This is a genomic window from Imhoffiella purpurea (assembly GCF_000585215.1).
Classification (GTDB): Bacteria; Pseudomonadota; Gammaproteobacteria; order Chromatiales; family Chromatiaceae; genus Imhoffiella; species Imhoffiella purpurea.
This window is the reverse complement of record NZ_AONC01000009.1, coordinates 74,099-100,343: the sequence shown is the minus strand read 5'-3', so window position 1 is coordinate 100,343 and position 26,245 is coordinate 74,099. Positions and strand designations below refer to the sequence as shown.

The 26,245-nt window shown below is 65.8% G+C and carries 19 protein-coding genes and 1 tRNA gene; 10 read left to right on the top strand and 10 right to left on the bottom strand.

The annotated features are described in order from the left end of the window. Positions 1-37: 37 nt before the first annotated feature. From D779_RS03310 to D779_RS03295, 4 genes are all read right to left on the bottom strand, one after another. Positions 38-496 (bottom strand): hemerythrin domain-containing protein, encoded by a 459-nt coding sequence (locus D779_RS03310; protein WP_043749357.1) that lies wholly within the window; start codon positions 494-496, stop codon positions 38-40. A 201-nt stretch (positions 497-697) separates the two neighbouring features. Continuing rightward, entirely contained in the window at positions 698-1,249 is a 552-nt protein-coding gene (locus tag D779_RS03305) for a hypoxanthine-guanine phosphoribosyltransferase (protein ID WP_043749355.1), read from the bottom strand. Beyond that, the gene (gene nagZ, locus D779_RS03300) at positions 1,246-2,322 is read right to left on the bottom strand and encodes a beta-N-acetylhexosaminidase (RefSeq protein WP_043749353.1); all 1,077 of its coding nucleotides are present in this window, start codon (positions 2,320-2,322) and stop codon (positions 1,246-1,248) included. Before nagZ ends, D779_RS03305 begins: the two co-directional genes overlap by 4 nt. A 152-nt stretch (positions 2,323-2,474) precedes the next feature. Further along, complete coding sequence (locus D779_RS03295) at positions 2,475-3,227, bottom strand: ABC transporter permease (protein ID WP_052347769.1); 753 nt, start codon at positions 3,225-3,227, stop codon at positions 2,475-2,477. A 245-nt stretch (positions 3,228-3,472) separates the two neighbouring features. Here D779_RS03295 and ftsH point away from each other — a divergent pair, with 245 nt between their 5' ends. Continuing rightward, on the top strand, positions 3,473-5,389 hold the full coding sequence (gene ftsH / locus D779_RS03290) for an ATP-dependent zinc metalloprotease FtsH (RefSeq protein WP_043749349.1): 1,917 nt from the start codon (positions 3,473-3,475) through the stop codon (positions 5,387-5,389). A gap of 180 nt (positions 5,390-5,569) precedes the next feature. On the opposite strand, the gene D779_RS03285 is transcribed toward ftsH, so the two are convergent. The 5 genes from D779_RS03285 to rimI form a co-directional block, all read right to left on the bottom strand. Then, positions 5,570-9,076, bottom strand: a complete 3,507-nt coding sequence (locus D779_RS03285; protein WP_043749347.1) for an ATP-binding protein — start codon at positions 9,074-9,076, stop codon at positions 5,570-5,572. Further along, complete coding sequence (locus D779_RS03280) at positions 9,073-10,347, bottom strand: DNA repair exonuclease (protein ID WP_043749344.1); 1,275 nt, start codon at positions 10,345-10,347, stop codon at positions 9,073-9,075. The genes D779_RS03285 and D779_RS03280 overlap by 4 nt, the downstream gene beginning before the upstream one ends. Positions 10,348-10,424: 77 nt before the next feature. Next, on the bottom strand, positions 10,425-10,667 hold the full coding sequence (locus tag D779_RS03275; RefSeq protein WP_043749492.1) for a BolA family protein: 243 nt from the start codon (positions 10,665-10,667) through the stop codon (positions 10,425-10,427). Positions 10,668-10,788: 121 nt separating this feature from the next. Further along, positions 10,789-12,369 carry a peptide chain release factor 3 gene (locus tag D779_RS03270; RefSeq protein WP_043749342.1) on the bottom strand — a complete coding sequence of 527 codons (1,581 nt, stop codon included), beginning with the start codon at positions 12,367-12,369 and terminating at the stop codon, positions 10,789-10,791. Between the two features lie 96 nt (positions 12,370-12,465). Then, on the bottom strand, positions 12,466-12,936 hold the full coding sequence (gene rimI / locus D779_RS03265) for a ribosomal protein S18-alanine N-acetyltransferase (protein WP_043749340.1): 471 nt from the start codon (positions 12,934-12,936) through the stop codon (positions 12,466-12,468). A 319-nt stretch (positions 12,937-13,255) separates the two neighbouring features. Here rimI and nifJ point away from each other — a divergent pair, with 319 nt between their 5' ends. The 4 genes from nifJ to D779_RS03245 all read left to right on the top strand — a co-directional run bounded on the left by nifJ (position 13,256) and on the right by D779_RS03245 (position 20,302). Continuing rightward, positions 13,256-16,837, top strand: a complete 3,582-nt coding sequence (gene nifJ, locus D779_RS03260) for a pyruvate:ferredoxin (flavodoxin) oxidoreductase (protein ID WP_043749337.1) — start codon at positions 13,256-13,258, stop codon at positions 16,835-16,837. Positions 16,838-16,948: 111 nt separating this feature from the next. After that, positions 16,949-17,965 carry a dihydroorotate dehydrogenase-like protein gene (locus D779_RS03255; protein WP_043749334.1) on the top strand — a complete coding sequence of 339 codons (1,017 nt, stop codon included), beginning with the start codon at positions 16,949-16,951 and terminating at the stop codon, positions 17,963-17,965. Between the two features lie 313 nt (positions 17,966-18,278). Continuing rightward, positions 18,279-18,587 (top strand): DUF485 domain-containing protein, encoded by a 309-nt coding sequence (locus D779_RS03250; protein WP_043749332.1) that lies wholly within the window; start codon positions 18,279-18,281, stop codon positions 18,585-18,587. Beyond that, positions 18,584-20,302 (top strand): cation acetate symporter, encoded by a 1,719-nt coding sequence (locus D779_RS03245; RefSeq protein ID WP_043749328.1) that lies wholly within the window; start codon positions 18,584-18,586, stop codon positions 20,300-20,302. The genes D779_RS03250 and D779_RS03245 overlap by 4 nt, the downstream gene beginning before the upstream one ends. Before the next feature lie 95 nt (positions 20,303-20,397). Here the strand turns inward: D779_RS03245 and soxB are convergent, their stop codons facing one another. Then, positions 20,398-22,179 carry a thiosulfohydrolase SoxB gene (soxB, locus tag D779_RS03240; RefSeq protein ID WP_043749488.1) on the bottom strand — a complete coding sequence of 594 codons (1,782 nt, stop codon included), beginning with the start codon at positions 22,177-22,179 and terminating at the stop codon, positions 20,398-20,400. 466 nt (positions 22,180-22,645) lie between these two features. On the opposite strand from soxB, the gene soxX reads away from it, so the two are divergent. From soxX to D779_RS03215, 5 genes are all read left to right on the top strand, one after another. After that, positions 22,646-23,026, top strand: coding sequence for a sulfur oxidation c-type cytochrome SoxX (gene soxX, locus D779_RS03235; protein WP_043749326.1), 381 nt, complete (start codon positions 22,646-22,648; stop codon positions 23,024-23,026). A 26-nt stretch (positions 23,027-23,052) separates the two neighbouring features. After that, positions 23,053-23,895: a sulfur oxidation c-type cytochrome SoxA gene (soxA, locus tag D779_RS03230; protein WP_043749323.1), complete on the top strand. Its 843-nt coding sequence runs from the start codon at positions 23,053-23,055 to the stop codon at positions 23,893-23,895. Between the two features lie 84 nt (positions 23,896-23,979). Then, positions 23,980-24,540 (top strand): hypothetical protein, encoded by a 561-nt coding sequence (locus D779_RS03225; protein WP_043749321.1) that lies wholly within the window; start codon positions 23,980-23,982, stop codon positions 24,538-24,540. A gap of 69 nt (positions 24,541-24,609) precedes the next feature. Continuing rightward, positions 24,610-25,281 (top strand): rhodanese-like domain-containing protein, encoded by a 672-nt coding sequence (locus tag D779_RS03220; protein WP_043749318.1) that lies wholly within the window; start codon positions 24,610-24,612, stop codon positions 25,279-25,281. Between the two features lie 148 nt (positions 25,282-25,429). Next, positions 25,430-25,514: transfer RNA gene (locus D779_RS03215), tRNA-Leu, on the top strand. The last annotated feature ends 731 nt before the right edge of the window (positions 25,515-26,245 follow it).

Sequence of the window (26,245 nt, the reverse complement as noted above, 5' to 3'; positions counted from 1 at the left end):
GCCGACAATCGGCTTGGAAAATCGAACCTTAGTCGCTTTACGAGCCGGGTCGAGCGGCCTCCTGAAACACACCGATCTCGACCAGCTTCGGAAGCAGCACCTGCTCCTCGCGGTCGATACGACTGGCGACCATCTCGAAGACCTCGCGCGTCTCGGCCATGAATTCATCGGAGAAATTGAAGTCGCAATTCTTCAGCCAGCGCTTGTGATAGTCGTCGAACAGCTTGCGCAGCGGCTTCTCGCCACTGATGAATCCCCAGGCGATCGACTTGACCCTGGGATCCTCGTGAATCAGCAGGGTCGGATAGAGCGAGCGGTCCTCGTCGGAGAGGTGCGCCCGCACCTTCATCCCCAGATCGCAAAGCAGCTCGTAGGCCGTCTTGGCATTGGGTCGTATCTTCAGCATCTCCGGCGTCATGATCGCATTGAGATCTTCGATCATCTGACGCAGCTCGGCATGCGTATTGCGGTAAGTCTCCAGGGTCGTCGTGGACATTCTCGCTCCGGGTTATGGCGGCAATATGAAAAGGCCGCTATAGCGCCCACGCCATGGAGACGGGGCGACGCGGCCGACGCTGGGGCGGCTCTGCGATGGGAGCCGCATCCTCCCCGGAGGATGTATACCAAAGACGCAAAATAGTCAAAAAGCCTTTAATTATATTGATATTTTGACAAATAGAGCGGACGCGCCCGGAGACTACATATCCTGATCGGCAACCGCATAGATCCCCGGGGCATTGCGGAAATAATTCTTGTAATCGAGCCCATAGCCGTAGAGATAACGGTCCGGAACCTTGACGCCGACCACATCGACCTCGCACTGGTGCGGACGGATCTTCTCGACCAGGACGGCCGAATGGACGCTGGCCGCGCCGTCCTCGCGGCAGGCGCGCACGACCTGGTCGACGGTGATCCCCTCGTCGAGGATGTCGTCCAGCACCAGCACGTGCTCGCCGCGAATCGCATCCGACGGACGGTAGCGCCAGGCCATCTCGCCCCCGCTGGTCGTACCCTGATAACGGCTGGCATGGATGTAGTCGAGTCGGAGCTGGAAATTGAGCCGAGGCAGCAGGAGACCGGCCACGATGACGGCCCCGGTCATGACGCACAACACCAGCGGATCCTTCCCCGCCAACCGCTCCGTGATCTCCGCCGCCATGCGATCGAGGGCCGCCTCCATCTCGTCGGCCGTCACCAGACATTCGGCGCGGCCGGCGATGGCGGCATAGTCTTGCGAATCGAGCTTCATCCCGCGTTCTCCGGATCTGTAGGGTCGTTCAGACCGAGCGAGAGCGTCTCGAGCTCCTCCAGCTCGGCCACGTAGCGCAGCGCGCGCTGCCACTCGGGGCACTCGTGCAGCTGCGAGAAATCCACCCGGCCACGACCATGCATGCGCAGCAGGCGCAGATGCGAGGCCGGTTCGCGACGTTCGCCGAAGGCATCGACGATCTCGAGCGCGGCCGGGCGATTGTTGCAGATGAGCAGCATATCGCAACCCGCCTCGGCCGCGGCCCGCGCGCGCTCCGGATAATCGCCACCCGCCCCGGCCGCCGCCATGTTGAGATCGTCGCTGAAGATGACCCCCTCGAAGCCGAGACGGCCGCGCAGGATATCCCTCAACCAGCGCGGCGAAAAACCGGCCGGCTCGGGCGCGATCCGCGGATAGACGACATGGGCCGGCATGATCGCCTCCAGGCCGCGGTCGATCAGACGCCGGAAGGGCACCAGATCCTCCATCTCGAGATCGGCGAATGCCCGCTCGTCCGTCGGCAGCTCCAGGTGCGAATCGCCGCCGACGCCCCCATGCCCGGGAAAATGCTTGCCGACCGCGGCCATGCCCGCTCCACGCGCACCCTCGACCCAGGCCGCCGCCAGCTCGCAGACCTGCTGGACTTCGCGGCCGAACCCCCTGTCGCCGATCACACGGCTGATTTCCCGATCCAGATCCAGCACGGGGGCGAAGCTGAAATCCACGCCGACCGACCGCAGCTCGGCCGCCATCAGCCAGCCGACCGACTCGCAGGCCCGGCGTGCCTTGGCGGGATCGGAGGCATGGAGCCGGCCGAACCGCCCCGCGGGTGGCAATCGGGTGAAACCCTCCCGAAACCTCTGCACACGGCCGCCCTCCTGATCGACGCCGACCAGGAGGCGCGGTTCCCTCAGGGCATGGATGTCCGAGGTGAGGCGGGAGATTTGAGCGGGCGAATCGTAGTTGCGCGAGAAGAGGATCACCCCGCCGACCGCGGGATGGAGCAGCAGATCCCGATCCTCCGCCGTCAACTCCGTTCCGGCGAGATCGACCATGATGGGACCGAGCGACACCTCAGCGGATCCGAGCGAAGAGGTGAAGAACGGGGCGCGAGAACGGCGGCATCGTCGGAACCCTGGTCATTGAGCGAGGCGGACAGGAATCATATGGCGCCAGTTGTAACACAGGGTCAGAGCTGTCGCGAGCCCAGGAGGCGCGAACCGAATCAGGAACGCCGAGAGCGCACGTCCAACCGATCGCGCAGGGCGTCCCCCAGAAGATTCACCGAGAGCACGACGCACAGGATCGCCAGACCGGGCGCGACCACCAGATGCGGCGCGACCAGCAGATAGGACACGCCGTCGCGCACCATGTTGCCCCAGGAGGCATCCGGAGGCTGCACGCCGAGACCGAGAAAGGACAGACTGGCCTCGGCGACCACTACGCCGGAGACGGCGAAGGTCGCCTCGACCATCAAGGGGGCGATCGTCAAGGGAATCAGATGGCGCAGCAGGATGGCCCCGCCCGAGCATCCCAGCGCCCGCGCCGCCGCCACATGGTCGCGATGCACCAGGGTCAGCACCTGGGCCCGAGCCAGACGCGCATAGCCGACCCAGCCGACGACCGTCAGGGCGACGATCACGTTCTCGATACCCGGCCCCATGACCCCGGCCAGGGCGATCGCGAGCAGGATGCCCGGGAAGGCCATGAAGAGATCGAGAACCCGCACGATCAGCAGATCCAGCCACCCGCCGACGAATCCCGACAGCGCGCCGATCAAGGTTCCGAGCGAAGCGCTGACCGCAACCACGCCGAAGCCGACCAGCAGCGAGGTCCGCGCCCCGGCCAGCAGCCGATCCAGCACCGGCCGCCCAAGATCGTCGTTTCCCAGCAGGGTGAGCTCGCCCGGAGGCGCCAGAATGGCCGTGAGATCGACGCGATCCGGGCTCAAATCGAGCAGCGGAGCACAAATCGCCATGAGAATCCATGAGACGAGGAACAAGGCCGCCCCAGCAAGAGTCCAATCCTTTCTCAAACCTGATAAGCTCCGATCAACCGACAATCATTTGCCGAGACAACGATTAGGCCCCGATCGCCCCGAAACCGCGCGTTTTGGGCACTGTTGGATTTCTAGACCCCGCCCTGATGTATCGCCTAGAGGTCGCGGCATCATCGTCGCATGCCACGATATAGCGCATCAGGTCAACGAGGATAGCCCTAAGAATGAATGCGAAGAACCTGAACATCCTGCTCTGGATCGCCGTCACCTTCTGGCTGGTGATGTCGCTCAACAGCCTCACCACGACCAACCAGATCGAGGCGCGCAACCTGAGCTACAGCCAGTTCCTCCAAGAACTCTCCGACGGATCCATCCGCGAAGTCACCATCCAGGACCAGAAGGTCAAGGGTGTTCGCACCGACGGCTCTCGCTTCGAGACCTACGATCCGGGCGATCCCGGCCTAGTCGGCGACCTGCTGAAGAACTCGGTCACCATCCGCGCCGAGCCCCCGGAGCAGCCGAGCGTCTTCATGCAGCTCCTGGCCGCCTGGCTGCCCTTCCTGCTGCTCGCCGGGGTCTGGATCTGGTTCATGCGCCGCAGCTCCGGCGGCGGCACCGGAGGCATCTTCAACTTCGGCAAGAGCCGGGCCCGCCAGCATGCCGAGGGTGAGGTCAAGGTCACCCTGCGCGACGTCGCCGGGGTCGAGGAGGCCAAGGAAGAGGTCGGCGAACTGGTCGACTTCCTGCGCAGCCCGCAGAAATTCTCCAACCTCGGCGGACGCATCCCGCGCGGCGTGCTGATGGTCGGCCCGCCCGGAACCGGCAAGACGCTGCTGGCGCGCGCCATCGCCGGCGAGGCACGGGTGCCCTTCTTCAGCATCTCGGGCTCCGACTTCGTCGAGATGTTCGTCGGCGTCGGCGCCTCGCGCGTGCGCGATCTCTTCGAGCAGGCCAAGAAGAGCGCTCCCTGCATCATCTTCATCGACGAGATCGACGCCGTCGGCCGCAAACGCGGCGCCGGACTCGGCGGCGGACACGACGAGCGCGAGCAGACCCTCAACCAGCTGCTGGTCGAGATGGACGGCTTCGCCGGCACCGAGGGCATCATCGTAATCGCGGCCACCAACCGCGCCGACGTGCTGGACCCGGCCCTGCTGCGTCCCGGACGCTTCGACCGCCAGGTGGTCGTCGGACTGCCCGACCTCTCGGGCCGCGCCGCCATCCTCGAAGTGCACATGCGCAAGGTGCCCATCGCCGAGGACGTGGACGCTCGCACCATCGCCCGCGGAACCCCCGGATTCTCCGGCGCCGATCTCGCCAACCTGGTGAACGAGGCCGCCCTCTTCGCCGCGCGCGCCGGGCACACCGACGTCTCGATGGAGATGTTCGAGAAGGCCAAGGACAAGATCATGATGGGCGCCGAGCGCCGCAGCATCGTCATGTCCGAGAACGAGAAGAAGCTGACCGCCTATCACGAGGCCGGACATGCCATCGTCGGCCGGCTGGTCCCCGAGCACGACCCGGTCCACAAGGTCAGCATCATCCCGCGCGGCCGAGCCTTGGGCGTCACTCTCTTCCTCCCGGAGCGTGACCGCTACAGCATGAGCAAGCGTCAGCTGGAGAGCCAGATCTCCAGCCTCTTCGGCGGCCGCATCGCCGAGGAGATGATCTTCGGTCCCGAGTACGTCACCACCGGAGCCTCCAACGACATCGAGCGCGCGACCGACATCTCGCGCAACATGGTCACCCGATTCGGCCTGTCGGATGGAATGGGTCCCCTGGCCTATGCCGAGGACGAAGGCGAGGTCTTCCTGGGACGCTCCGTGACCCAGCAGCGTCAGATCTCTCCCGAGACCGCCCAGGCGATCGACAAGGAGGTGCGCACCATCATCGACCGCAACTACCAGCGTTCCAGGCAGCTGCTCGACGAGAACCTGGAGAAGCTGCACACCATGGCCGAGGCGCTCCTCAAGTACGAGACCATCACCAAGGAGCAGATCGACGACATCATGGAAGGCCGCCCGATGCGCGAGCCCGAGGACGACCCGGGCCGGCCGAGCGCACCCACGGCCGGCGGAGGCGGAGCCGAGAAGGGCGCAGGCAGCCCCAAACAGCCGCCGATCGCCATCGGCGGTGTCTGACACCACCTCCAAGCACCACCGCTAGCCCCCAAAGAAAAGGCCCCCGCGATCGCGGGGGCCTTTTTCGTGGACCCGATCGACGACGGCCCGCTCAGGACGAACCGGAGTCGACGACCATCGGGTCGGATGCCTTGCGAAAGGCATGTCAGCGGCTCCTCGGACATCGCAAGAAGGTTTCGGCTAGAGGCTGTGGACCAGGATCCGGTCCTGACGGGGGTCCAACTCGGCCGCCTGTTCGAGCACCCGCTGGTGATGGGTGAAGAGGATCACCTGCGTCTTGGCGGAGAACTCGGCCAAGGCGGCGAGCGTCGCCCTGGCGCGGGCGTCGTCGAATTGGATGAGGATGTCGTCGACGATGAAGGGCAAGGGTTCGACCTGCTCCAGATGGTGCTCCAGGCTCGCGAGCCGCAGGGCCAGGTAGAGCTGGTCGCGGGTGCCGGTGCTCATGCCCCCCACCCCGACCCGCTCGCCCTCGGCACGCAGTCCGACCAGCACCGGTTCGTCGGAGGCGTCGAAGTGGGTTTCGACGGCGGCGAATCCGCCGCAGGTGAGCCGGGCGAAATAATGGCTGGCGCGGGCCAGGATGGGGTCGCGGTGCTCGCGCCGGAAGCGCTCGATCTCATCGCGCAGGATGCGGGCGGCGAGCCTGACCCGAACGTAGCGCTCGGCGGCCGAACGGATCTCGGACCGCAATCCCTGGGCCTCGTCGGCCAGGACGGCGGCGCGGTCCTCGCCGGCCATGGCGGCAAGCTCGCGCTCGGCCACCAGCTTGCGCTCCACCGATTCCGTATGCCGCGGTCGCAGCTCGGACTCGATACGCGACTCCAGTCCGGCGAGCGCGGCCGTCACCTCGTCCCGATCGATCGAAGCCGCCTCGGCCCGGAGCGCCTCGATGTCCAGACCGTCACCGGCCTCGAGCAGCTCCGCCTCGACCGCGTCCAGCTCCCGCAAGCGCAGACCGCGCTCGCGGACACGCTCCTCGAGCGCCGGCAGGGCCTCCGGGGCCGCGCAGCCGGCCTGACGACAAAGATCGGCCAAGACCGACTCGGCCGCCTTCAGCCTGGTAGCCTGGGTGCGCGCCTCATGTTCGGCTCCCTCGAGCTGGGACCGGATCTCTTCTCGCCGCGCGTGGTCGTCGCGCTGTCGGGTCAGGCTGGCGCCGAGCTGGATCAGTCCCTGGTCGAAGGGGATGCCGGACTGCTCGGGCGCGAGACGGTCCACCAATGCCCGCGTCTCCGCGGCAAAGGCCTCGGCATCGGCATCGATGCCCGAGATGCGCCCGCCGAGCTGATCGGCCTGATCGATCAGCTCGAGGACTTGCGCCAGCGACTTGAGGCCGTCCGCCGCCTCGCCGGGGCCGGTCTCGGCCGGCAGTCCGAGTTCGGCCATCAGCTGCGTCCAGTCGGCCGTCAGCCGCGCGACCTCGGCCTCGAGATCCTGCAGCTCGGTCGCCTGATCCGCACGGTGCCGCTCCAGTTCGGCGATCTCCTCGACAAGCCTCTGGCGTTGCTGCGCGCGGTCTGCCAGGTCGGCCAGACGCGCCTCGGCCAGCGAGACCATTCGGGCCAAACCGGTCGCATCGGCCGCCGGGGCATCTCCGAACTCGCATAGCGCCGATCGCAGCGACTCCTGCAGCGAGACGGCGCCCTCGAACAGTCCGGCCCGTTCCTGGCGCAGCGCGCCGAGCGCGTCGATCCGTTCGCGCAGACGCAGCGCCTTGCCGAGCCAGGATGCCATCTCGTGCGGCGGGAGCGGCTCCAGTCCGCAAAGCGACCAGAGGGCCGACCAGTCGGCCAGCAGGTGCCGACGCCGTTCGACAGCCGACACCAGGACCGTATCGGCGGCCTCGAGCCGCCGGGCGCTGGACTCCAGTCTGGATTGGTCGGCCGCCCGGGCATGGACCCGCTGCGACTCGCGCCTGAGCCGGTCCGATACCTCGTCGGCCGAGCCGAGCGCGCCCTCGAAGGCATCCTGCAGGGTCTGTGTCCCGGCGTAGGCATGGACCTCGTCGGCGACATCCACACCCTCCAGCCATTGGCGCCTGATGATCCGCCAGCCTCGATCGCGGTGGTCGCGGGCCTGGTCGAGCTCCGATTCGCTCGGCACCGAGCCGGCAAGCTCCAGGGCGCGCAGCGACTCGCCGGCCCGGGCCTGCTCGGCCAATGCCTCGTCCCGTTCCTGCTCGCCGCGCCGCTCCTCGTCGGCCAGCGACTGCAGGTCGCGGGCGAAACGCGCCACCGTCTCCTCGGCCGGCAGCGGGAGCCGACGAAAGACGTCGAGCTCGCCGGACCAGAGGCCGAGCCCGGCCAGATCGCGCTCCAGGTCTGCGGTCTGGGTCCGGAGACGCCGGTTCAGTTCGGCCATCGTCCCCTCCAGATCGCCGGCGCGGCGCGCCGCATCGAGGGCGCGCTCGAGTTCGGCCAGGGGTTCGGCCTGACCCAGCTCGCTCAGAAGCCCGCGCCGGTCCGGTAGCTCCCGGTCCAGCCGGGCGAGCTGGCGCGCGGCCTCCTGGTGCCGGCTGGTGCAAGCGGCACGCTCGCCGGCCAGCTCGGTCACCCGCCGCTGCCGGCCGAGTACCGGGCGCAGCGCCCGCGCCTGGTCCAGCGACTCGCCGGACCGGTCCCGGGCGAGGAGCGACTCGGCCTGAGCGATCAGCGCCTGACGCTGGGCGACCAGACCCGGGCGGTCGGCCGATGCCTTGCGGTGGCTGCCCAGGCGCTCGCGCAGTGCCTCGATGAGATCGGCCTCGTCGAGCAGCGCGAAGCGCACGGGCAGGGTCTGGAGCGTCGCCCGCAGTTCGGCCGCCCTGGTCTCGGCGGCCGTGCGCGCGGCCTGGGCGAGCCTGAGTTCGGCGCTGGCCCCTTCGCGCTTCTTGGCGAAGTCGTCCGCCAGACTGGGCAGCTCGCCCAGGGCCGCGAGCTGGTCCGCGAGCCGATCGCGCCGGGCCAGATTGGGCAGGGTGCGGCGGATGCGCTCGAGCCGGCTGCGCTCGCGCGATGCCTGGCGCAAGGCCTGATCGGTCTGCTCCAGACTGGACCGGGCCGTCTCGAACGACTTGCGTGCCTGCTCCCATTGGCCGGCCGAGAGCGTCGCCTCGCGCTGCGCCTTCTCGATCTCGGCGAGCTTGGAGAGACGCCCGTTGATGCTCGAGTTGCGCGCCCGCGGGCGGAAGAGGGCCTCGGCCTCCTGATCCAGCTGCCTGAGCACCGACTGGACGTCGGTCGACCCGAGACCGCTGGCGAAGAGCGCCTCCGCCTCGCGGCCGCGCTCGGCGAGCAGGGCGTCGCCGCCCGAGACCAGGGAGTCGTGGTCGATGCCGAAGAGCCGCTCGAACAGACGCTCGTCGATGCCGCCGAGCAAGGGGGCCAGAGAGGCATCCGGGATGGCCTTGCCGTCGGGGCCGAGCAGCGTATTCTTGCGGCCTTTGCGGCGATAGCAGACCAGCTCGTCGCCGCCGCTCGCGCGCAGCCTGGCCCCGACCCGCAGATCCTGACGGCCATGGCGAAAATCGTCCGGGGTATGCTCGGGTACGCCGTAGAGCAGCGCCCGAAGCGCCCGCATGGCCGAGCTCTTGCCGGCCTCGTTGGGTCCGAAGACGAGGTGCAGCCCCTGAGTCCCGCCGCTCAGATCCAGATGAGCCCCGGAAAAGGGGCCGTAGGCCTGCAGATAGAGGTCGAGGATCTTCATCCGCGCCCCGCCGTTCCGCTCGGACCCTCCAGGAGACGCTCGACCAGGAGTGCCTTCACGTCCTCCAGGGCCGACGGCAGCTGCGAGAGATCGGTCGGTCTCGCCCCGGACTCCTCGGCCATGAGGTCGGCCGGAAGTTTGGCCGCCAGGTCGGCCACCTCGCCGGACAGCGCGGAGAGCCGATCGGCATCCAGTTCCAGCGTGTCGATGGCGGCGAGCAGACCGCCGAGCGCATCCTCGGCGGCTCCTTGGACGCCCGGGGTTGCGGGCGCGCGCGTCTCGATCCTCACCTGTTCGAGCCAGAGTACGCCGGCCCCCAGTTCGAGCGCCCGGGCTCGACACTCGGCCACCAGCCACGCCTGCTCGGCATGGAGTCTGGCGTGCATGAGGGTCCGGCCGCCGAGCCGCAGCCGCAGCGCCAGCAGGCGGCCATCGGCACCGGACAACGCGGCCTCCAGTGCGCCTTCGATGCGCTCCAGCACAGCGGTCAAGGTCTCCGCGTCGCCGAGGTCGACCTCGGCCTGCTGCCAGCGCAGGACATCCAGGGACCGATGCGAGAGATCCCGCAGACGTCCGTCCTCGACCGACACCAGCACGCAGCCCTTCGCCCCCGGTTCGCGCACGTGCCGGCCCTGTAGATTTCCGGCATACACCACCCAGGGATCTTCGGCGACGACCTCGTACCGATGTACATGGCCCAGTGCCCAGTAGTCGTAGCCGCGGGTCAGCAGGCCGTCGAGCCGGCAGGGCGCATAGGGGGCATGGCCCGGCCGGCCGTCGAGCGAGGTGTGGAGCAGACCGATGTTGAAGAATCCCGGAATCGCCGGCGGATACCCGAGCGAGAGATCCTCGGTCACGCTCGGCGTCTGGAAGCTCTGGCCGTGAATGGCGACGCCCAGGTCTTCCAGGCGGGCGGTCTCGGCCGCCGCCGAGCCGAACAGGCGCACGTTGGCCGGCATCTGCAGCACACGGCTGATCCGGCTCTCGGCGTCGTGGTTGCCGGCCACCATGAAGACCGGGATCCCGGCCTCTTTGAGCCGGGCCAGCTGGCGCGCGAAGAAGAGCCCAGTGTTGTAGTCGCGCCAGTCTCCATCGTAAATGTCGCCGGCCAGGAGCAGGAAGTCGACCCGCTCATCGATCGCGACTCGGATCAGATTCTCGCAGGCGCGACGCGTGGCCCCGCGGATCTCCTCGACCGGAGCCCCGTCATAGCGCTCGAGCCCCCGCAAGGGGCTGTCCAGATGGATGTCGGAGGCATGGATGAACTTCAACGCATTCCCTCGAAAACCCGCCAGGCGGGGCGACCCCGGCACTTATGTCCTGTACAGCAGATCCCCCGCGTGAAGGATCAGGTCCCGATCGCGGCCTGCTGGGCCGGGGTGCGCGCCTTGACGGACAGCGCATGCAGCTCGCCGCTCGCGACCTGCTCGCGCACCGTCTCCATCACCAGACGCTCGCGCTTGATCGGGGTCAGACCCTCGAAGACGTCGCTGACGACGATCGCCTCGAAATGACTGCCGTCACCCGAGACCTGCACGTCTGCGCCCGGGATGCCGGCGCGGATCAGCTCCGCCACTGCTTCGGTTTCCATCGTCATCACTCCGTCGGTGAATCGATTCGAATTCGGGAATTCGAACCGCAAAGGCGCGAAGGGCGCAAAGGATCCCAAGGGTGTCCCGTGCGCCTTTGCGGTTCGATACAGCTTGCCGAGATCAGAGTTCTCGGGTGGCCAGGAAGCGAACGTCGGGCCAGCGTTCCTGTGCCAGGCTCAGGTTGACCATGGTCGGGGCCAGATAGACCAGCTGATCGTCGCCGTCCAGGGCGAGGTTCTCGTAGTTCTTCTCCTTGAACCGCTCCAGCATCTTGGGGTCGTCGCAATGGATCCAACGGGCGGTCTTGACGCCGACCGCCTCGACGATGGCATCCACGTTGTACTCGTCCTTGAGACGATAGGCCGCGACGTCGAACTGGAGCACGCCGACCGCGCCCAGGATCAGATCGTTGTTCTTGAGCGGACGGAAGGACTGGGTGGCGCCCTCCTCCGAGAGCTGCAGCACGCCTTTCTGCAGCGCCTTCATCCGCAGCGGATCCTTGAGCACGACCCGGCGGAACAGCTCGGGCGCGAAATAGGGGATGCCCTCGTACTTGAGGCTCTCGCCCTCGGTGAAGGTATCGCCGATCTGAATGGTGCCGTGATTGTGCAGACCGATGATGTCGCCCGGCCATGCCTCCTCGACATGACGGCGCTCGTCGGCCTGAAAGGTGATGGCGTTGGCCACCTGGATGTTCTTGCCGATGCGCACGTGGCGCATCTTCATGCCCTTGGTGTAGCAGCCCGAGCAGACGCGCATGAAGGCGACCCGGTCGCGATGGGCCGGATCCATGTTCGCCTGGATCTTGAACACGAATCCGGTGAAGGTCTCCTCGTCCGGCGAGACGGTGCGCTGCTGGGTCGGCCGGGGACGCGGCGGCGGGGCGTACTGGGCGAAGGCGTCGAGCAGCTCGCGCACGCCGAAGTTGTTGATCGCCGAACCGAAGAAAACCGGGGTCTGCTTGCCGGCCGCATAGGCATCGAGATCGAGCGGGTGGCTCGCCCCCTCGACCAGCTCGAGCTCCTCGCGCAGCTCCTGGGCCTGATCCCCCAGGATCTCGTCCATGCGCGGATTGTCGAGACCGTCGATCACCTCGCCCTCGGCGATCCTGCCGCCATGCTGGGCGCTGAACAGATGGGTCTTGCCGGTGCGCAGGTCGTAGACCCCCTTGAAGCGCTTGCCCATGCCGATCGGCCAGGTCACGGGGGAGCACCGGATCTTGAGCACCTCCTCGATCTCGTCGAGGATCTCGATGGCGTCGCGGCCCTCGCGGTCGAGCTTGTTGACGAAGGTGAGGATGGGGGTGTCGCGCAGCCGGCAGACGTCCATCAGCTTGATGGTCCGCTCCTCGACGCCCTTGGCGACGTCGATCACCATCAACGCCGAGTCGACCGCCGTCAGGGTCCGATAGGTGTCCTCGGAGAAATCCTCGTGACCGGGGGTGTCGAGCAGATTGACGATGGCGTCGCCATAGGGGAACTGCATGACCGAGGAGGTCACGGAGATGCCGCGCTCCTTCTCGAGCTCCATCCAGTCCGAGGTGGCGTGCCGAGCCGCCTTGCGGCCCTTGACGGTACCGGCGAGCTGAATGGCCCCGCCGAAGAGGAGCAGCTTTTCGGTGAGCGTGGTCTTCCCCGCGTCCGGGTGAGAAACGATGGCGAAGGTACGGCGCTTGTGCAGTTGCTCTTGGAGCTCGCTCATAGAGGGGTCGTGATGGGATTGCGCTGGTAAATCGCGGGAGTATATCCAATCGGAACGGCTCAGGCACGGCCGACGCGCTCTGGATCTCCGGAGAGGTCAGGCGACGCGCTGCCCCAGATCCAGGTCTCCCAACTGACGCGCCAGCAGGGTCGCGTCCTCCCGCCCGCCGGGCGCCGGATAGTAGCGGGGGCGAGTCCCGATCTCGCAAAAACCCTCGGAGGCATAGAGCGCCCGGGCGCCCGCGTTCGAGGCCCGGACCTCCAGGAAGGCGGTCTCGGCCCCGCGCTCGAGCGCCTGCGACAACAGATGCCGCAGCAGCCTGCGGCCATATCCCCGCCGCTGGTGGTCCGGATGGACGCAGAGATTGAAGACGTGGCATTCCCCGACCGCGACCGACATGATCCCGTGCGCCGCGATCTCCGACCCGAGCTCGCCGACCCAGCAGGAATAGCCGACCCGCAGACAGTCCTCGAAGATCCCAAGACTCCAGGGGAAGGCGTAGGATTGGCGCTCCACCGCGAGGACGGCTCTCAGATCGTCGTCGCGCATGGGCCTGAAGGTCAGCATGGGAGACTCCATTAAGGGTCCTGCACTCGGAAAATTGTTTACTTTAACCGACCGCGCGTCGGTGCCGCACTATAGGCAGATGATTCAAATCATGTCGCGGCCGATTGGCGGAAAAGTCACGCGAAGAGCATCGACAATGCCCACCGCTTTGGGTCTATAGTGTGCCGGTAATCGAGAATCGCGCAGGGAAGAAACGCACGGATCGAGCCGGATGGCCAAGCAGGACGGGGCATCCTTCCTCGATCGACGGACTCGGAGTCCAATGCTGCAATGCCGCGTCGCGGTCATCCCCCTTTCCACCCACACTCCGGATAGTTCGATGTCGCACAAGAGCATGGTCACCCTCGACGGCAATGAAGCCGCCGCCTATGTCGCCCATATGACCAACGAGGTCATCGCCATCTACCCCATCACGCCCTCCTCGAACATGGGCGAGTGGGCGGACGACTGGTCCGCTCAGGGAATCACGAATCTGTGGGGCACGATCCCCGATGTCGTCGAGATGCAGAGCGAGGCCGGCGCCGCCGGTGCCATCCACGGCGCCCTGCAAGGCGGATCCCTGGCCACCACCTTCACGGCCTCGCAAGGTCTGCTGCTGATGATCCCGAACATGTACAAGATCGCCGGCGAGCTCTCGCCGACCGTCTTCCATGTCTCGGCGCGCTCCCTCGCCGCCCAGGCCCTCTCGATCTTCGGCGACCACTCGGACGTCATGGCCTGCCGGGCGACCGGTTACGCCATGCTCTGCGCCGCCTCGGTGCAGGAGGTCATGGACTTCGCCCTGATCGCGCAGGCGTCGACCCTGGAAAGCCGGGTCCCCTTGCTGCATTTCTTCGACGGCTTCCGCACCTCGCACGAGGTCTCCAAGATCGAGAAGCTACCCGTCGACACGATTCGCGCCATGATCGACGAGGATCTGGTCGCCGCCTGCCGGGCACGCGGACTGAATCCGGACCGCCCCAAGCTGCGCGGCACCTCGCAGAATCCGGACGTCTATTTCCAGGGGCGCGAGACGGTCAACCCCTACTACACGGCGACCCCGGATATCGTCCAGGGCGTCATGGACCGCTTCGCCGCGCTCACCGGACGCCAGTACGGTCTATTCGAATACGTGGGCGCACCCGATGCCGAGCGCGTGATCGCGCTCATGGGCTCGGGGATCGGCGCCGCCGAGGAGACGGTCGAACACCTGACCGCGCTCGGCGAGAAGGTGGGTCTGGTCAAGGTCCGTCTGTTCCGCCCATTCGATCCAGCCCGATTGATCGCCGCCCTGCCCGGCACGACCAAATGCATCGCCGTGCTCGACCGCACCAAGGAGCCGGGCGCCGACGGCGAACCGCTCTACAAGGACATCCTGACCGCCCTGGCTCAGGCCCACGGCGAAGGAGAGCTGGCGAGCATGCCGCGCGTCCTCGGCGGGCGCTACGGCCTGGGCTCCAAGGAGTTCACCCCGGCCATGGTCAAGGGCGTCTTCGACGAACTCGCCAAGCCGGCCCCGAGGAACCATTTCACCGTCGGCATCCTCGACGACGTCGGCCATACCAGCCTGGACTGGGATCCGGACTTCAAGTCGAGCGCCATGCAGGGCGTGACCGCCTGCGTCTTCTACGGTCTGGGCTCGGACGGCACCGTCTCCGCCAACAAGAACTCCATCAAGATCATCTCGGAGGAGACGCCCAACTTCGGTCAGGGCTATTTCGAGTACGACTCCAAGAAGGCCGGCGCCATCACCATCAGCCATCTGCGCTTCGGCCCCAACCCGATCAACAGCACCTACCTGATCGGCAACGACGAGGCGAGTTTCGTCGCCTGCCACCAGCCGACCTTCCTGACCCGCTACGACATGCTCGACAAGGCGCGCAAGGGCGGCGTCTTCCTGCTCAACTCGCACACCCCCCCCGAGCGGGTCTGGGACGATCTGCCGCGCCGCATGCAGCGGACCATCCTCGAGAAGGAACTGAGCGTCTACGTCATCGACGCCTACGGCATCGCCGCCGCAACTGGCATGGGCCGGCGCATCAACACCATCATGCAGACCTGTTTCTTCGCCATCTCGGGCATCCTGCCCAAGGACGAGGCGATCGCCCACATCAAGGAGGCGGTCAAGAAGACCTACGGCAAGAAGGGTCAGGCCCTGCTGGACCGAAACTATCAGGCCATCGACGCGGCGCTGGCCGGGCTGCACCAGGTTTCGGTGCCCGGCGAGGTCTCGAGCACCTTCGATCGTCCACCCGTGGTCCCGGACGATGCACCCGATTTCGTGCGCCAGGTGACGGCCACATTGCTCGCCGGGAACGGCAACCAGCTCCCGGTCAGCCTCATGCCGTCCGACGGTACCTGGCCGACCGGAACGACCCAGTTCGAGAAGCGCAACCTGGCGCTGAAGCTGCCCAAGTGGGATCAGAATCTCTGCACCCAGTGCGGCAAATGTCCGCTGGTCTGCCCTCATGCCGCCATCCGCGCCAAGGTCTACCCGGCCGAGCTCACCGAGTCGGCCCCCGAGGGCTTCCTGCACGCGACCATCAAGGGCAAGGACTTCCCCGCGGGCTATCAGGTCACCTACCAGATCGCGCCCGAAGACTGCACCGGATGCGGTCTGTGCGCCGAGGTCTGCCCGATCCGCGATCGCAAGGACCCAGAGCACAAGGCGCTCGACATGGTCGACGCCGAACTCATCCACGCCCAGGAAAAGGCCAACTGGGATTTCTTCCTGGATCTGCCCGAATACGACCGTACCAAGCTGGATGCATCCAAGATCAAGCACGCCATGATGATGCAGCCGCTGTTCGAGTTCTCTGGGGCCTGCGTGGGCTGCGGCGAGACGCCCTACATCAAGCTCGCCACCCAGCTCTTCGGCGACCGCATGCTGATCGCCAACGCCACCGGCTGCTCGTCCATCTACGGCGGCAACCTGCCGACCACGCCCTACACCACCACCCCGGAGGGACGCGGCCCGAGCTGGAACAACTCGCTGTTCGAGGACAACGCCGAGTTCGGTCTGGGTCTGCGTCTCGCCGTGGACAAGCAGACGGCCCAGGCCCGCGAACTGGTCGCCCGTCTGGCTGACCGCATCGGCAGCGATCTGGCCGAGGCCCTCCTGAACGCCGACCAGTCGACCGAGACCGGGCTTCACGAGCAGCGCGAGCGTGTCGCCGCCCTGCGCGAGAAGCTCTCCGTCATCGAGGGACCCGAAGCCCGCAGTCTGGAGCACATCTGCGATCAGCTGGTCAGGCGCAGCGTCTGGATCGTCGGCGGCGACGGCTGGGCCTACGACATCGGCTATGGCGGCGTCGACCATGTGCTCGCCAGCGGACGCAACGTCAACCTGCTGATCCTGGACACCGAGGTCTATTCCAACACCGGCGGCCAGAACTCCAAGGCGACGCCGCTCGGGGCGGTCGCCAAGTTCGCCGCGGGCGGCAAGCCGACCTTCAAGAAGGATCTGGCCATGATGGCCATGGCCTACGAGAACGTCTATGTCGCCCATGTCGCCTTCGGTGCCAAGGACATGCAGACCGTGCGCGCCTTCCTCGAGGCCGAGTCCTACGAAGGACCTTCGATCATCATCTGCTATGCGCCCTGCATCGCCCACGGCGTGGACCTGTCCAACAACCTGCGTCAGCAGGACATGGCCGTCAACTCGGGTCACTGGCCGCTGTTCCGCTACGACCCGCGCCGTACCGGGCGCGGCGAGAACCCGCTGCTGATCGACTCCAAGCCGCCGAGCATCCCCTATCGGGATTTCATGAGCTCGGAGACCCGCTTCAGCCTGCTGACCCGCACCCATCCGGATGCCGCGGAGCGTTTCCTGCAGATGGCCCAGAAGCAGGTCCAGACGCGGTTCGATCTCTACGAGCAGCTGGCCCAGCTGGCGGTCCAAAAATCACCCGCATCCGAGTAGGTCCCATCCGATAGGTCTCATCCGACCGGTTCCAATTGGCGACGGCGGATCCCATATGGATGGGATCCGCCACGGACCGCAAACGATCTTGTCAACGAGGCGTAGCCGACCATGAATCTGACGACCAAGTATCTCGGACTGGAGCTCAAGAATCCGCTGGTCCCCTCGGCCTCTCCACTGTCCCGAAGTCTCGACATCGCGCGCGAGCTCGAGGACAGCGGCGCGGCCGCCATCATCATGTATTCGCTGTTCGAGGAGGCCATCACGGCCGAGTCCGAGTCCATGGTGCGTTTCCTGCACCATCAGGACACGGGGTTCGCCGAGAGCACCGCGGGCTACCTGCCCGATCACCAGGATTTCCAGAACGGACTGGAACTCTATCTGGAACAGATCCGCAAGCTGAAGGAGTCGCTCGACATCCCCGTCATCGCCAGTCTCAACGGGGTCACCGACAGCGGCTGGATCAAGCATGCCATCGAGCTCGCGCAGGCCGGGGCCGACGCACTGGAACTGAACGTCTATTACGTCGCGGCCAATCTCGATCAGAGCGGCGCCGAGGTCGAAAATCTCTATCTCGAGCTGCTGAAAGAGCTGCGCGGTGAGATCCGCATCCCCATCAACATGAAGCTCTCGCCGACCTTCAGCTCGGTCGGCAATTTCGTCAAACGTCTCGCGGACGCGGGTGTCAACGGCGTCTCGCTCTTCAACCGTTTCTATCAGCCGGACATCGACGTCGGCCGGCTCGCCCTGCGCGCCAGGCTCACCCACTCCACCTCGGCCGAGTCACTGCTGGCCATGCGCTGGATCGCCATCCTCTATGGGCGCATCGAGAATCTCTCGCTCGGAGCGACCGGCGGCATCCACACCGCGGAGGATGCCATCAAGCTGCTCCTGGCCGGCGCCGACGTGGTCCATCTGTGCAGCGCACTGCTGGAAAAGGGCCCCACCTACACCGCGCTCCTGCTCGGCGACATCGCAGACTGGATGCAGGAGCACGGATTCGAATCGGTCGAGGATTTCCGCGGCCGCGTAAGCGCGCTCTCGGCACCCAATCCGGCCGAGCTCGAGCGCGCCAACTATCTCAGCGTCCTGGACAGCTACAGCCACTCACCTGGAGTCAGGGTCTGACACCGCTCGACAAGGGTTGCGCATCGCGCGCAACCCGACCCTCGCCAGCGATCGCCAATCGACGACATTGAAAGAATCAATCGCTTTCCGATTGACGATTATCACCGCCGACCAACAGAATCCTACGCGCCCAGTTCGCGCACGCAATCACTAAAGCAACAACGAGAGGCACCGCGCTCGCCAAACGAGTACGCGGGCAGCATCAGTGCGCGCTCCAACCGGCGGAACAACTCAATCCAGGTCTCGCACCCATGAGGCCGATTTCATGCTGCCCGACTCTCAGATAACGATTCCAAAACGATTAGGAAAACCCATGCAACAAGACTCGGTCGACGCCATCAAGGCGCACCCGCGCTACCAGGAGCTGGTTTGCTCGCGCAAATGCTTCGCCTGGAACCTGACAGTGCTCATGCTGGTGATCTATTACGGCTTCATCATGATCATCGCCTTCGCCCCTTCCTGGCTCGGCACGCCCATCGCCGAGGGCGCCACCACCACGATCGGCATCCCGATCGGCATCGTCATCATCGTCGCCGCCTTCATCCTCACCGGGATCTACGTCGCCCGGGCCAACGGCCGCTTCGACGCCCTCACCAAGGAGATCCGGGAGGACATGCAATGAAGCGTTTCGCACTCTGGGGCGTGCTGCTGGCGCTGCTGACGCCTTTCGTGCTGGTGGCCGCGCCGGCCATGACCGGCGAGGTCGAGCGACAGGCGACCAACTACACCGCCATCGGCATGTTCCTGGTCTTCGTCGCCGGCACGCTCGGCATCACCTACTGGGCGGCCAAGCGCACCCGTTCCGCCAAGGACTTCTACACCGCCGGCGGCGGCATCACCGGTTTCCAGAACGGTCTCGCGATCGCCGGCGACTTCATGTCGGCCGCCTCCTTCCTAGGTATCTCCGGCCTGGTCTTCGCGTCCGGCTACGACGGACTCATCTACTCCATCGGCTTCCTGGTCGGCTGGCCGGTCATCATGTTCCTGATCGCCGAGCAGATCCGTAACCTGGGCAAGTTCACCTTCGCCGACGTCAGCTCCTACCGCTTCGGCCAGACCCCGATCCGCACCATGGCGGCCGTCTCCTCGCTGGTCGTGGTCGCCTTCTATCTCATCGCCCAGATGGTCGGCGCGGGCAAGCTGATCCAGCTCCTCTTCGGTCTGGACTACTGGATGGCCGTGGTCGCGGTCGGCATCCTCATGATGGTCTACGTCATCTTCGGCGGCATGACCGCCACGACCTGGGTGCAGATCATCAAGGCCGTCCTGCTGCTCGCGGGCGCGACCTTCATGGCACTGGCCTCGCTGGCCTATTTCGGTTTCTCGCCCGAGGAGATGTTCCGTCAGGCCGTCGAGACCCACCCCAAGGGAGACGCCATCATGGGTCCCGGCACCCTGGTCACGGACCCGGTCAACGCCATCTCGCTGGGCCTGGCGCTCATGTTCGGTACCGCCGGTCTGCCGCATATCCTGATGCGGTTCTTCACCGTGCCGGATGCCAAGGAGGCGCGCAAGTCGGTCTTCTACGCCACCGGCTTCATCGGCTATTTCTACATCCTGACCTTCATCATCGGCTTCGCGGCCATCGTTCTGCTGACCCAGCATCCCGAGTACTTCAAGCCGGGCGCACTGGTGGACGGCGTGCTGGTCGACGTCAAGGGCGTGAACGGCGGCACCAACATGGTCGCCATCCGTCTGGCGGAGGCCGTCGGGGGCAACCTCTTCCTCGGCTTCATCTCGGCCGTCGCCTTCGCCACCATCCTGGCGGTGGTCTCGGGTCTGACCCTGGCCGGCGCCTCGGCCATCTCGCACGACCTCTACGCCAGCGTCATCGCGCGCGGGCGCAGCAACGAGGCCACCGAGATCCGGGTCTCCAAGATCGCGACCTTCACCCTGGGCCTGGTCGCCATCGGACTGGGTATCGCCTTCGAGAGCCAGAACGTGGCCTTCATGGTGGGTCTGGCCTTCGCCATCGCGGCCAGCGCCAACTTCCCGGTGCTCATCACCTCCATCTTCTGGGGCAAGATGACCACCCGTGGCGCAGTCGTCGGCGGACTCGTGGGTCTGATCAGCGCCGTGGTGCTGACCATCCTGTCGAAGGCGGTCTGGGGCGACGTGCTGGGTCACACGGCCATGATCGACGGCAAGGAGGTCTCGGCCGGTCTGATCGGACTGAACAACCCGGCGATCATCTCCATGCCGCTGGCCTTCTTCTTCATCTGGCTGGTCTCGCTCCTGGACAACTCGGAGCGCGCCAAGATCGATCGGGCCGCATTCGACGCCCAGAAGATCCGGTGCGAAACCGGCATCGGGGCCGAGGGCGCCGTCAGCCACTGAGGCGGCCCAGGATAGACGCCGGCCCGGAACTGGGATGTTCCGGGAACGGCGGATAGAAAGAACGGGGCCGCTGGCCCCGTTCGTCTTTCCCGACCTCAGACGATCCCCGGATAATCGGCGATCCCCGGATTGCCCGCGACGTTCTTCAGCCTGGGCGTGTTCAGACGCTCGATCTTGACCGTCTCGATGTCGCGCAGATAGGTCGCGACCGTCTCCCAGATCGGCTCGCCCGGCGACTGGCTTCCGACCGTCGCCCAACCTGCCACCACATAATCCTTGTCCGGATCGATGGGAGTCCCGTCGTCGAGTGTCATCTCCTGGATGCGCTTGCCGATGGTCTCGGCCGGATCGCAGACATAGTTCATTCCACCCACCCGCACCATGTCGCCGCCCTGCTGGACGTAGGGATCCGGATTGAAGAGGTTGTCGCAGACGTCCTCCAGAATCGCTTTCAGGTCCCTGCCCTTCATCTCGCGGCGATAGGTCTCGGGATAGGTGATACAGGTCTGATCCATGACGTTGTCCATGGTGATCGCCTGTCCCGGCGGCACCGTGGTCCCCCAGCGGAATCCGGGCGAGAGACTGATCTGGGCGTCATGGACCTTGCGCAGGGCGTCGCAGATCACCTGATCGAAGGTGCCGTTGAAATTGCCGCGCCGGTAGAGGGTCTCCTCGGCCACGGCCAGCTTCTCCTCCAACTGGGCCTTGTAGGGCGCGCGCACCCCGGCGATGTAATCCACCATGGCCGGATCCGGCTTCAGCAGATTGGAGAAGACCGGCAGCAGACGATAGCGGTAGTCGTTCAGCTTGCCATCCTTCACGTCCAGATCCATGACGCCGACGAACTTGCCGTTGGAACCGGCGTTGGTGACCAGGGTCTTGCCGTCGGCGTTGGAGACCAGCGTCGGCGCCGGCATGCCGTCGTGGGTGTGGCCGCCGAAGATGACGTCGATCCCGGTCACCTGCGAGGCCATCTTGATGTCGACGTCCATGCCGTTGTGCGAGAGCACCACCACCAGGGCCGGATTCTCCTCCTCCCTGACCCGGTCGACGATCTCCTGCATCCGCCCGTCCTGGATCCCGAAGGTCCAGTCCGGGATGAACCGGCTGGGATTGGCGATCGGCGTATAGGGGAAGGCCTGACCCACGACGGCCACCTTGACGCCGCCGATCTCCTTGATGCTGTAGGGACGGAAGGCCAGCCCCTGGTCCTCGTCGAACCCGGCGAAGTCCTCGAATTTGTAGTCGAACAGGGCCTCCTCGCGCACCTTGACGTTCTGGGCGACGAAATCCCCATTGAAGGCGCCGATGTTGCGGATGACCTCCTCGTCCCGATAGGTGAACTCCCAGTGCCCGGTCATGACATCGACCCCGAGCAGATTGCAGGCGCCGACCATGTCCATCCCGCGCGTCCAGTAGGCGGTGCCCGAGCCCTGCCAGGTATCGCCGCCGTCGAGCAGCAGGCTGTTGCCGTCGCCGGCCTCGGCGCGCAGACGGTCGACCAGGGTCTTGAGATGGGCGAAGCCGCCGACCGCCCCGAAGCGCTCGGCGCCCTCGGCATAGTTCAGATAGGTCAGCGCATGGGCCTCGATGCCGCCCGGCTCGACGCCGAAATGCTCGAGCAGCGTCCGTCCGACCAGATGCGGCGCCTTGCCGAGCGCATCCCCGACCCCGATGTTGACGTTCGGCTCGCGGAAATAGATGGGGTTCAGCTGGGCGTGGGTGTCCGTGATGTGCAGCAGACGCAGGGTTCCGAATCGAGGCGTCTCATAGAGATCGGCGGGGAGACGCTTGGCGGCGAAGGCACCGGCGGGGAGCATGCCGGCCGCCCCGGCCAGCCCCATGAGACGAACGAATTCTCTTCGTGATAGCGACATTGGCAGACATTCCTCCTCGTGATTGGCGTAACCCAGGCCCCCATGCCGATGCGCGTCGGCATCGAGAGCGAAATCGGGTCGGCTGCATCTATGTTTGGCCTTGACCCAGGAATACCAGCCACCCCTCTTTATGAATCCGATGTCCACCCTCATTGTGGACGGACGGATCCGGGCATTTGCACATGCCCGAATCCCGAGCCGATATAGACCCAACGGCCGCCGTTCAACCGCAGGCGGCCGGCCCATAAGAATGACGAGGGTGCGCATCAGACGACACCCCGAGGATCAAGGAAGCACGAGCGATGGAGATGCCGTCGCCTTTCACTCGACGGCCAGATACCGTTGGAAGCGGGCACATGAGAAGGCATCCATGCGCCCCGAGTCGCATCGGTCGAGGAACGGAGCCGAGCGACGGACACGACCATTAAGACCCATACCAACCATAAAAGCCGAGGAGATTTCGCACATGTCGTCCTTTCGTTCACCGCGCCGGGCCTTGCTCGCCCTGCCGCTGGGCCTGGCGGCCCTGACAACCAGCGCCGCGTTCGCCGAGATGCCCGACTGGAAGCTCGATGGCGATGCCACCGCCGGCAAGGTGGTCGCCAACGACCGTGCCAAGGGCAACTGCGTGGCCTGCCACGTGATGGCCGGCTCGGACAGCCCGGGCGCGATCGGCCCCGTCCTGATCGCCATGCAGACGCGCTTCCCCAGCAAGCAGGCGCTGGCCAATCAGATCTGGGACGCGACCGTCGCCAACCCCGAGGCGGTCATGCCCCCATTCGGCAAGCACGAGATCCTGACCCACAAGGAATTCGTCGACGTCGTCGAATACATCTGGTCGCTCTGAGCCATCGTCACGGGAGGCAACACATCATGAATCACGCACCAGCCCCTCTGCTCGCCACCGCCCTCGCCTGCCTGCTGGCGATTCCTGCCGCGAACGCCGCCACGCCCGAAGAGGATCAGAAGAACTTCCAGGACTATTTCAAGCACCGCTTCCCCACCGTGCCCACGACCGAGTTCAAGAACGGCTCCTACGCCATCGACCCGGTCGGGCGCGAGAACTGGGAGGCGATCGAGGAATTCCCGCCCTACGAGACGGCCATCAGCAACGGCGAGATCATGTGGGAGACCGCGTTCGCCAACGGCAAGCACTACAGCGACTGCTTCCCGGACGGCCCGGCCATGGAGGCCAAGTATCCCTACTGGGACCGCGACCGCGGCATGGTCGTCACCCTCCCGCTGGCCATCAACGAATGCCGGACCGACAACGGCGAGGAGCCGCTCAAGTATGGCAAGGGCAAGATCGCCGATCTGGTCTCCTACATCGCCTACGAGTCGCGCGGCCAGATCACCGACGTCGAGATCCCCGGCGACGACCCGCGCGCATTGGCGGCCTACGAAGCGGGCAAGCAGTTCTACTTCGCCCGCCGCGGCCAGCTCAATTTCTCCTGCGCCCACTGCCACTTGGGCAATTCCGGGACCACGCTGCGCACCGAGATCCTCAGCCCGGCCTACGGCCACACCACGCATTTCCCGGTCTACCGCTCCAAGTGGGGCGAGATGGGCACCCTGCACCGCCGCTTCTCCGGCTGCAACAAACAGGTCCGCGCCAAGCCCTTCAAGCCGCAGAGCGAGGAATACCGCAATCTCGAATATTTTCTCACCTACATGAACAACGGCCTCGAACTCAACGGACCGGGGGCGCGCAAATAGCCGCAGCCCCCAGACCCCGGCCGAGCGGGGCGCCGAGTCCCGGCACGGCAGGCCAATCACGAGAGACGAGAGGAATCCAACTCGATGAAGAACCGACAGCATTCAGTCGCGGCCATCCTGACCGCGCTCATCCTGGCCGTCCCCATGACCAGCGCTTGGGCGACGCATCGCAACGACGCCGAGCAGGCCATCGCCGAGGCCAAGGCCGCCCACGAGAAGGCCGCGGAGGCCAACGCCGCATCGGACGAGACGGCGAACATGATCGAGCAGGCCGAGGGGCTCATGCCCTCGCGCCAGTTCACCAAGGCCCGCGAGATCGCCAACAAGGCCAAGCAGCAGGACACCTTCGCCTACGAGCAGGCGACGGGCGCGGCGAAGACCGACGAGACCGCCGCCAGCGAGGCCGAACGGGCGATCGCGGCCGCCGAGCAGGCGCGCAAGAAGGCCGCCTCGGTCGACGGCGAATGGCGGGACACGGCGAAGATGATCGGCGAAGCGGAGAGTCTCGCCAAATCGGGCAAGTATCGGGAGGCGACCGATCTGGCCGAGAAGGCCCGTAGACAAGGCGAGCTGGGGTACGACCAGGCAATGCACGAAAAAGACGCGGACTTCCCATCCTACGTGACCAGTTGGCGCCAGGAATAGAGGGCCACCCGACCAGGAACACCGCTTCGATCACACACGTCGCATCATCTCGCTGGGGAGAATTCCATCATGCGTAGTTCAACGCCTTCGATCGCACTGCTGCTCGCCTGCCTGACAACCCCCTTCTCGGCCATCGCCGCCGACAACATGATCACCCCGTCGCTCCAGAGCGTCGACGTCATCGACCACGGCAACAAGGTCACCATCCAGCGCGGTCACGACCGCGATGCCACCTTGCCCGAGATCTTCCAGAAGACCGATCGGGGCTGCCCGCCCTTCTGCGTCCAGCCGATGGTCGCCATCGAGGGCGTGGAGACCATCGGCGAACTGGAGGTGCTCGGGTACCTGAAACGGATCGCCCAGGGCGAATCCGACATCATGGTCATCGACTCGCGCACGCCAGACTGGGTCATGCGCGGCACCATCCCGGGATCGGTCAACGTCCCCTGGAACAAAATCAGCCGCGACACCGCCGGCACCTTCGAGACGCCCTCCGAGGCCGACACCTTCGATCACATCCTGGAAGACGAATTCGGCGCCGACCGCAACCCCGACACCGGCGCCTGGGACTTCAGCGACGCCAAAACCCTGGTGCTCTTCTGCAACGGCATCTGGTGTCCGCAATCGACCGCCAACCTCCGCAACCTGGTCGAGATCGGCTACCCGACCTACAAGCTCAAATGGTATCGCGGCGGCATGCAGGACTGGGTGAGCGTGGGACTGACCACGGTCACGCCCTGACCGGCCCGCACAGCACCAGATTCAGCAGGTAGAGCCCCACCCCACCGAACGGGGCCTGCCCCACATGGGACAGGCCCCCGCTCGGCGCGACGGATAGCACTGGAGACACTACGCCTTTGCGCCGATCCACTGTAGAATGCCCCACCTCGCGCGAGTGGCGGAATTGGTAGACGCGCTGGATTTAGGTTCCAGTGGGGAAACCTGTGGGGGTTCGAGTCCCCCCTCGCGCACCATTCACAACCAATGCTTTATAAACATATCGACCGGGCCATCCCCGGTTATTTTTTGCCTACGTGACTCGAACGTGACTTCCAGGCCATTTTTCACCCGGCGCCTGGTCTCAAGATTCCTTGCGCCAGTCACCGCCCGATCCTGTCGCTCGTAGCCGTTTCCGCTTTTCCCCTCCCTCTCCAAAGGCTCCGATCGGCCGTCGTCACGTCACGCTCGTATCCGTGCTCGTCATCGCCATCCCGCCAGAATGGTAGGCGCAAAGCGCCCGCCGAAACCAATCCCTACAGCAGGGATGCGCCGAGTAGGGTGATCGTCAAACACCGCTCCATCGAAAGGTGCAGACCAGCGGATCCCAGACCCGCACCCGGCGGCTCTCCGGGGCTGTTGCGGAATCTCCTGCAGTGGCGGATGAGTCCGACGTCGTGGTTGTCGTCATTGGTTTGCGCTCCTCAGGCAAGTGGTTCGTGACACCGGACATCCCGACGGATCGGGACCTTGCCTGGCAGAGTAGCGAAGGGCAGATGAACGACGGCTGTGCGTCACGGTCCGCCAATCGTCAGTTTCGTTGCGAATCCTAGGTGTACCTGGAGATTTAGCGCCAACCGAGATCGATCGCCTCGTGTACGCACATCCAGTCGCGCGAGATGGTCACCGCCGTCGGGCGCAACGGCTGAAGAAGTCCATACGCGGAGACTTGGCTGAAGGTTGGCTGACAAGCCCATGCAGTGTTCGG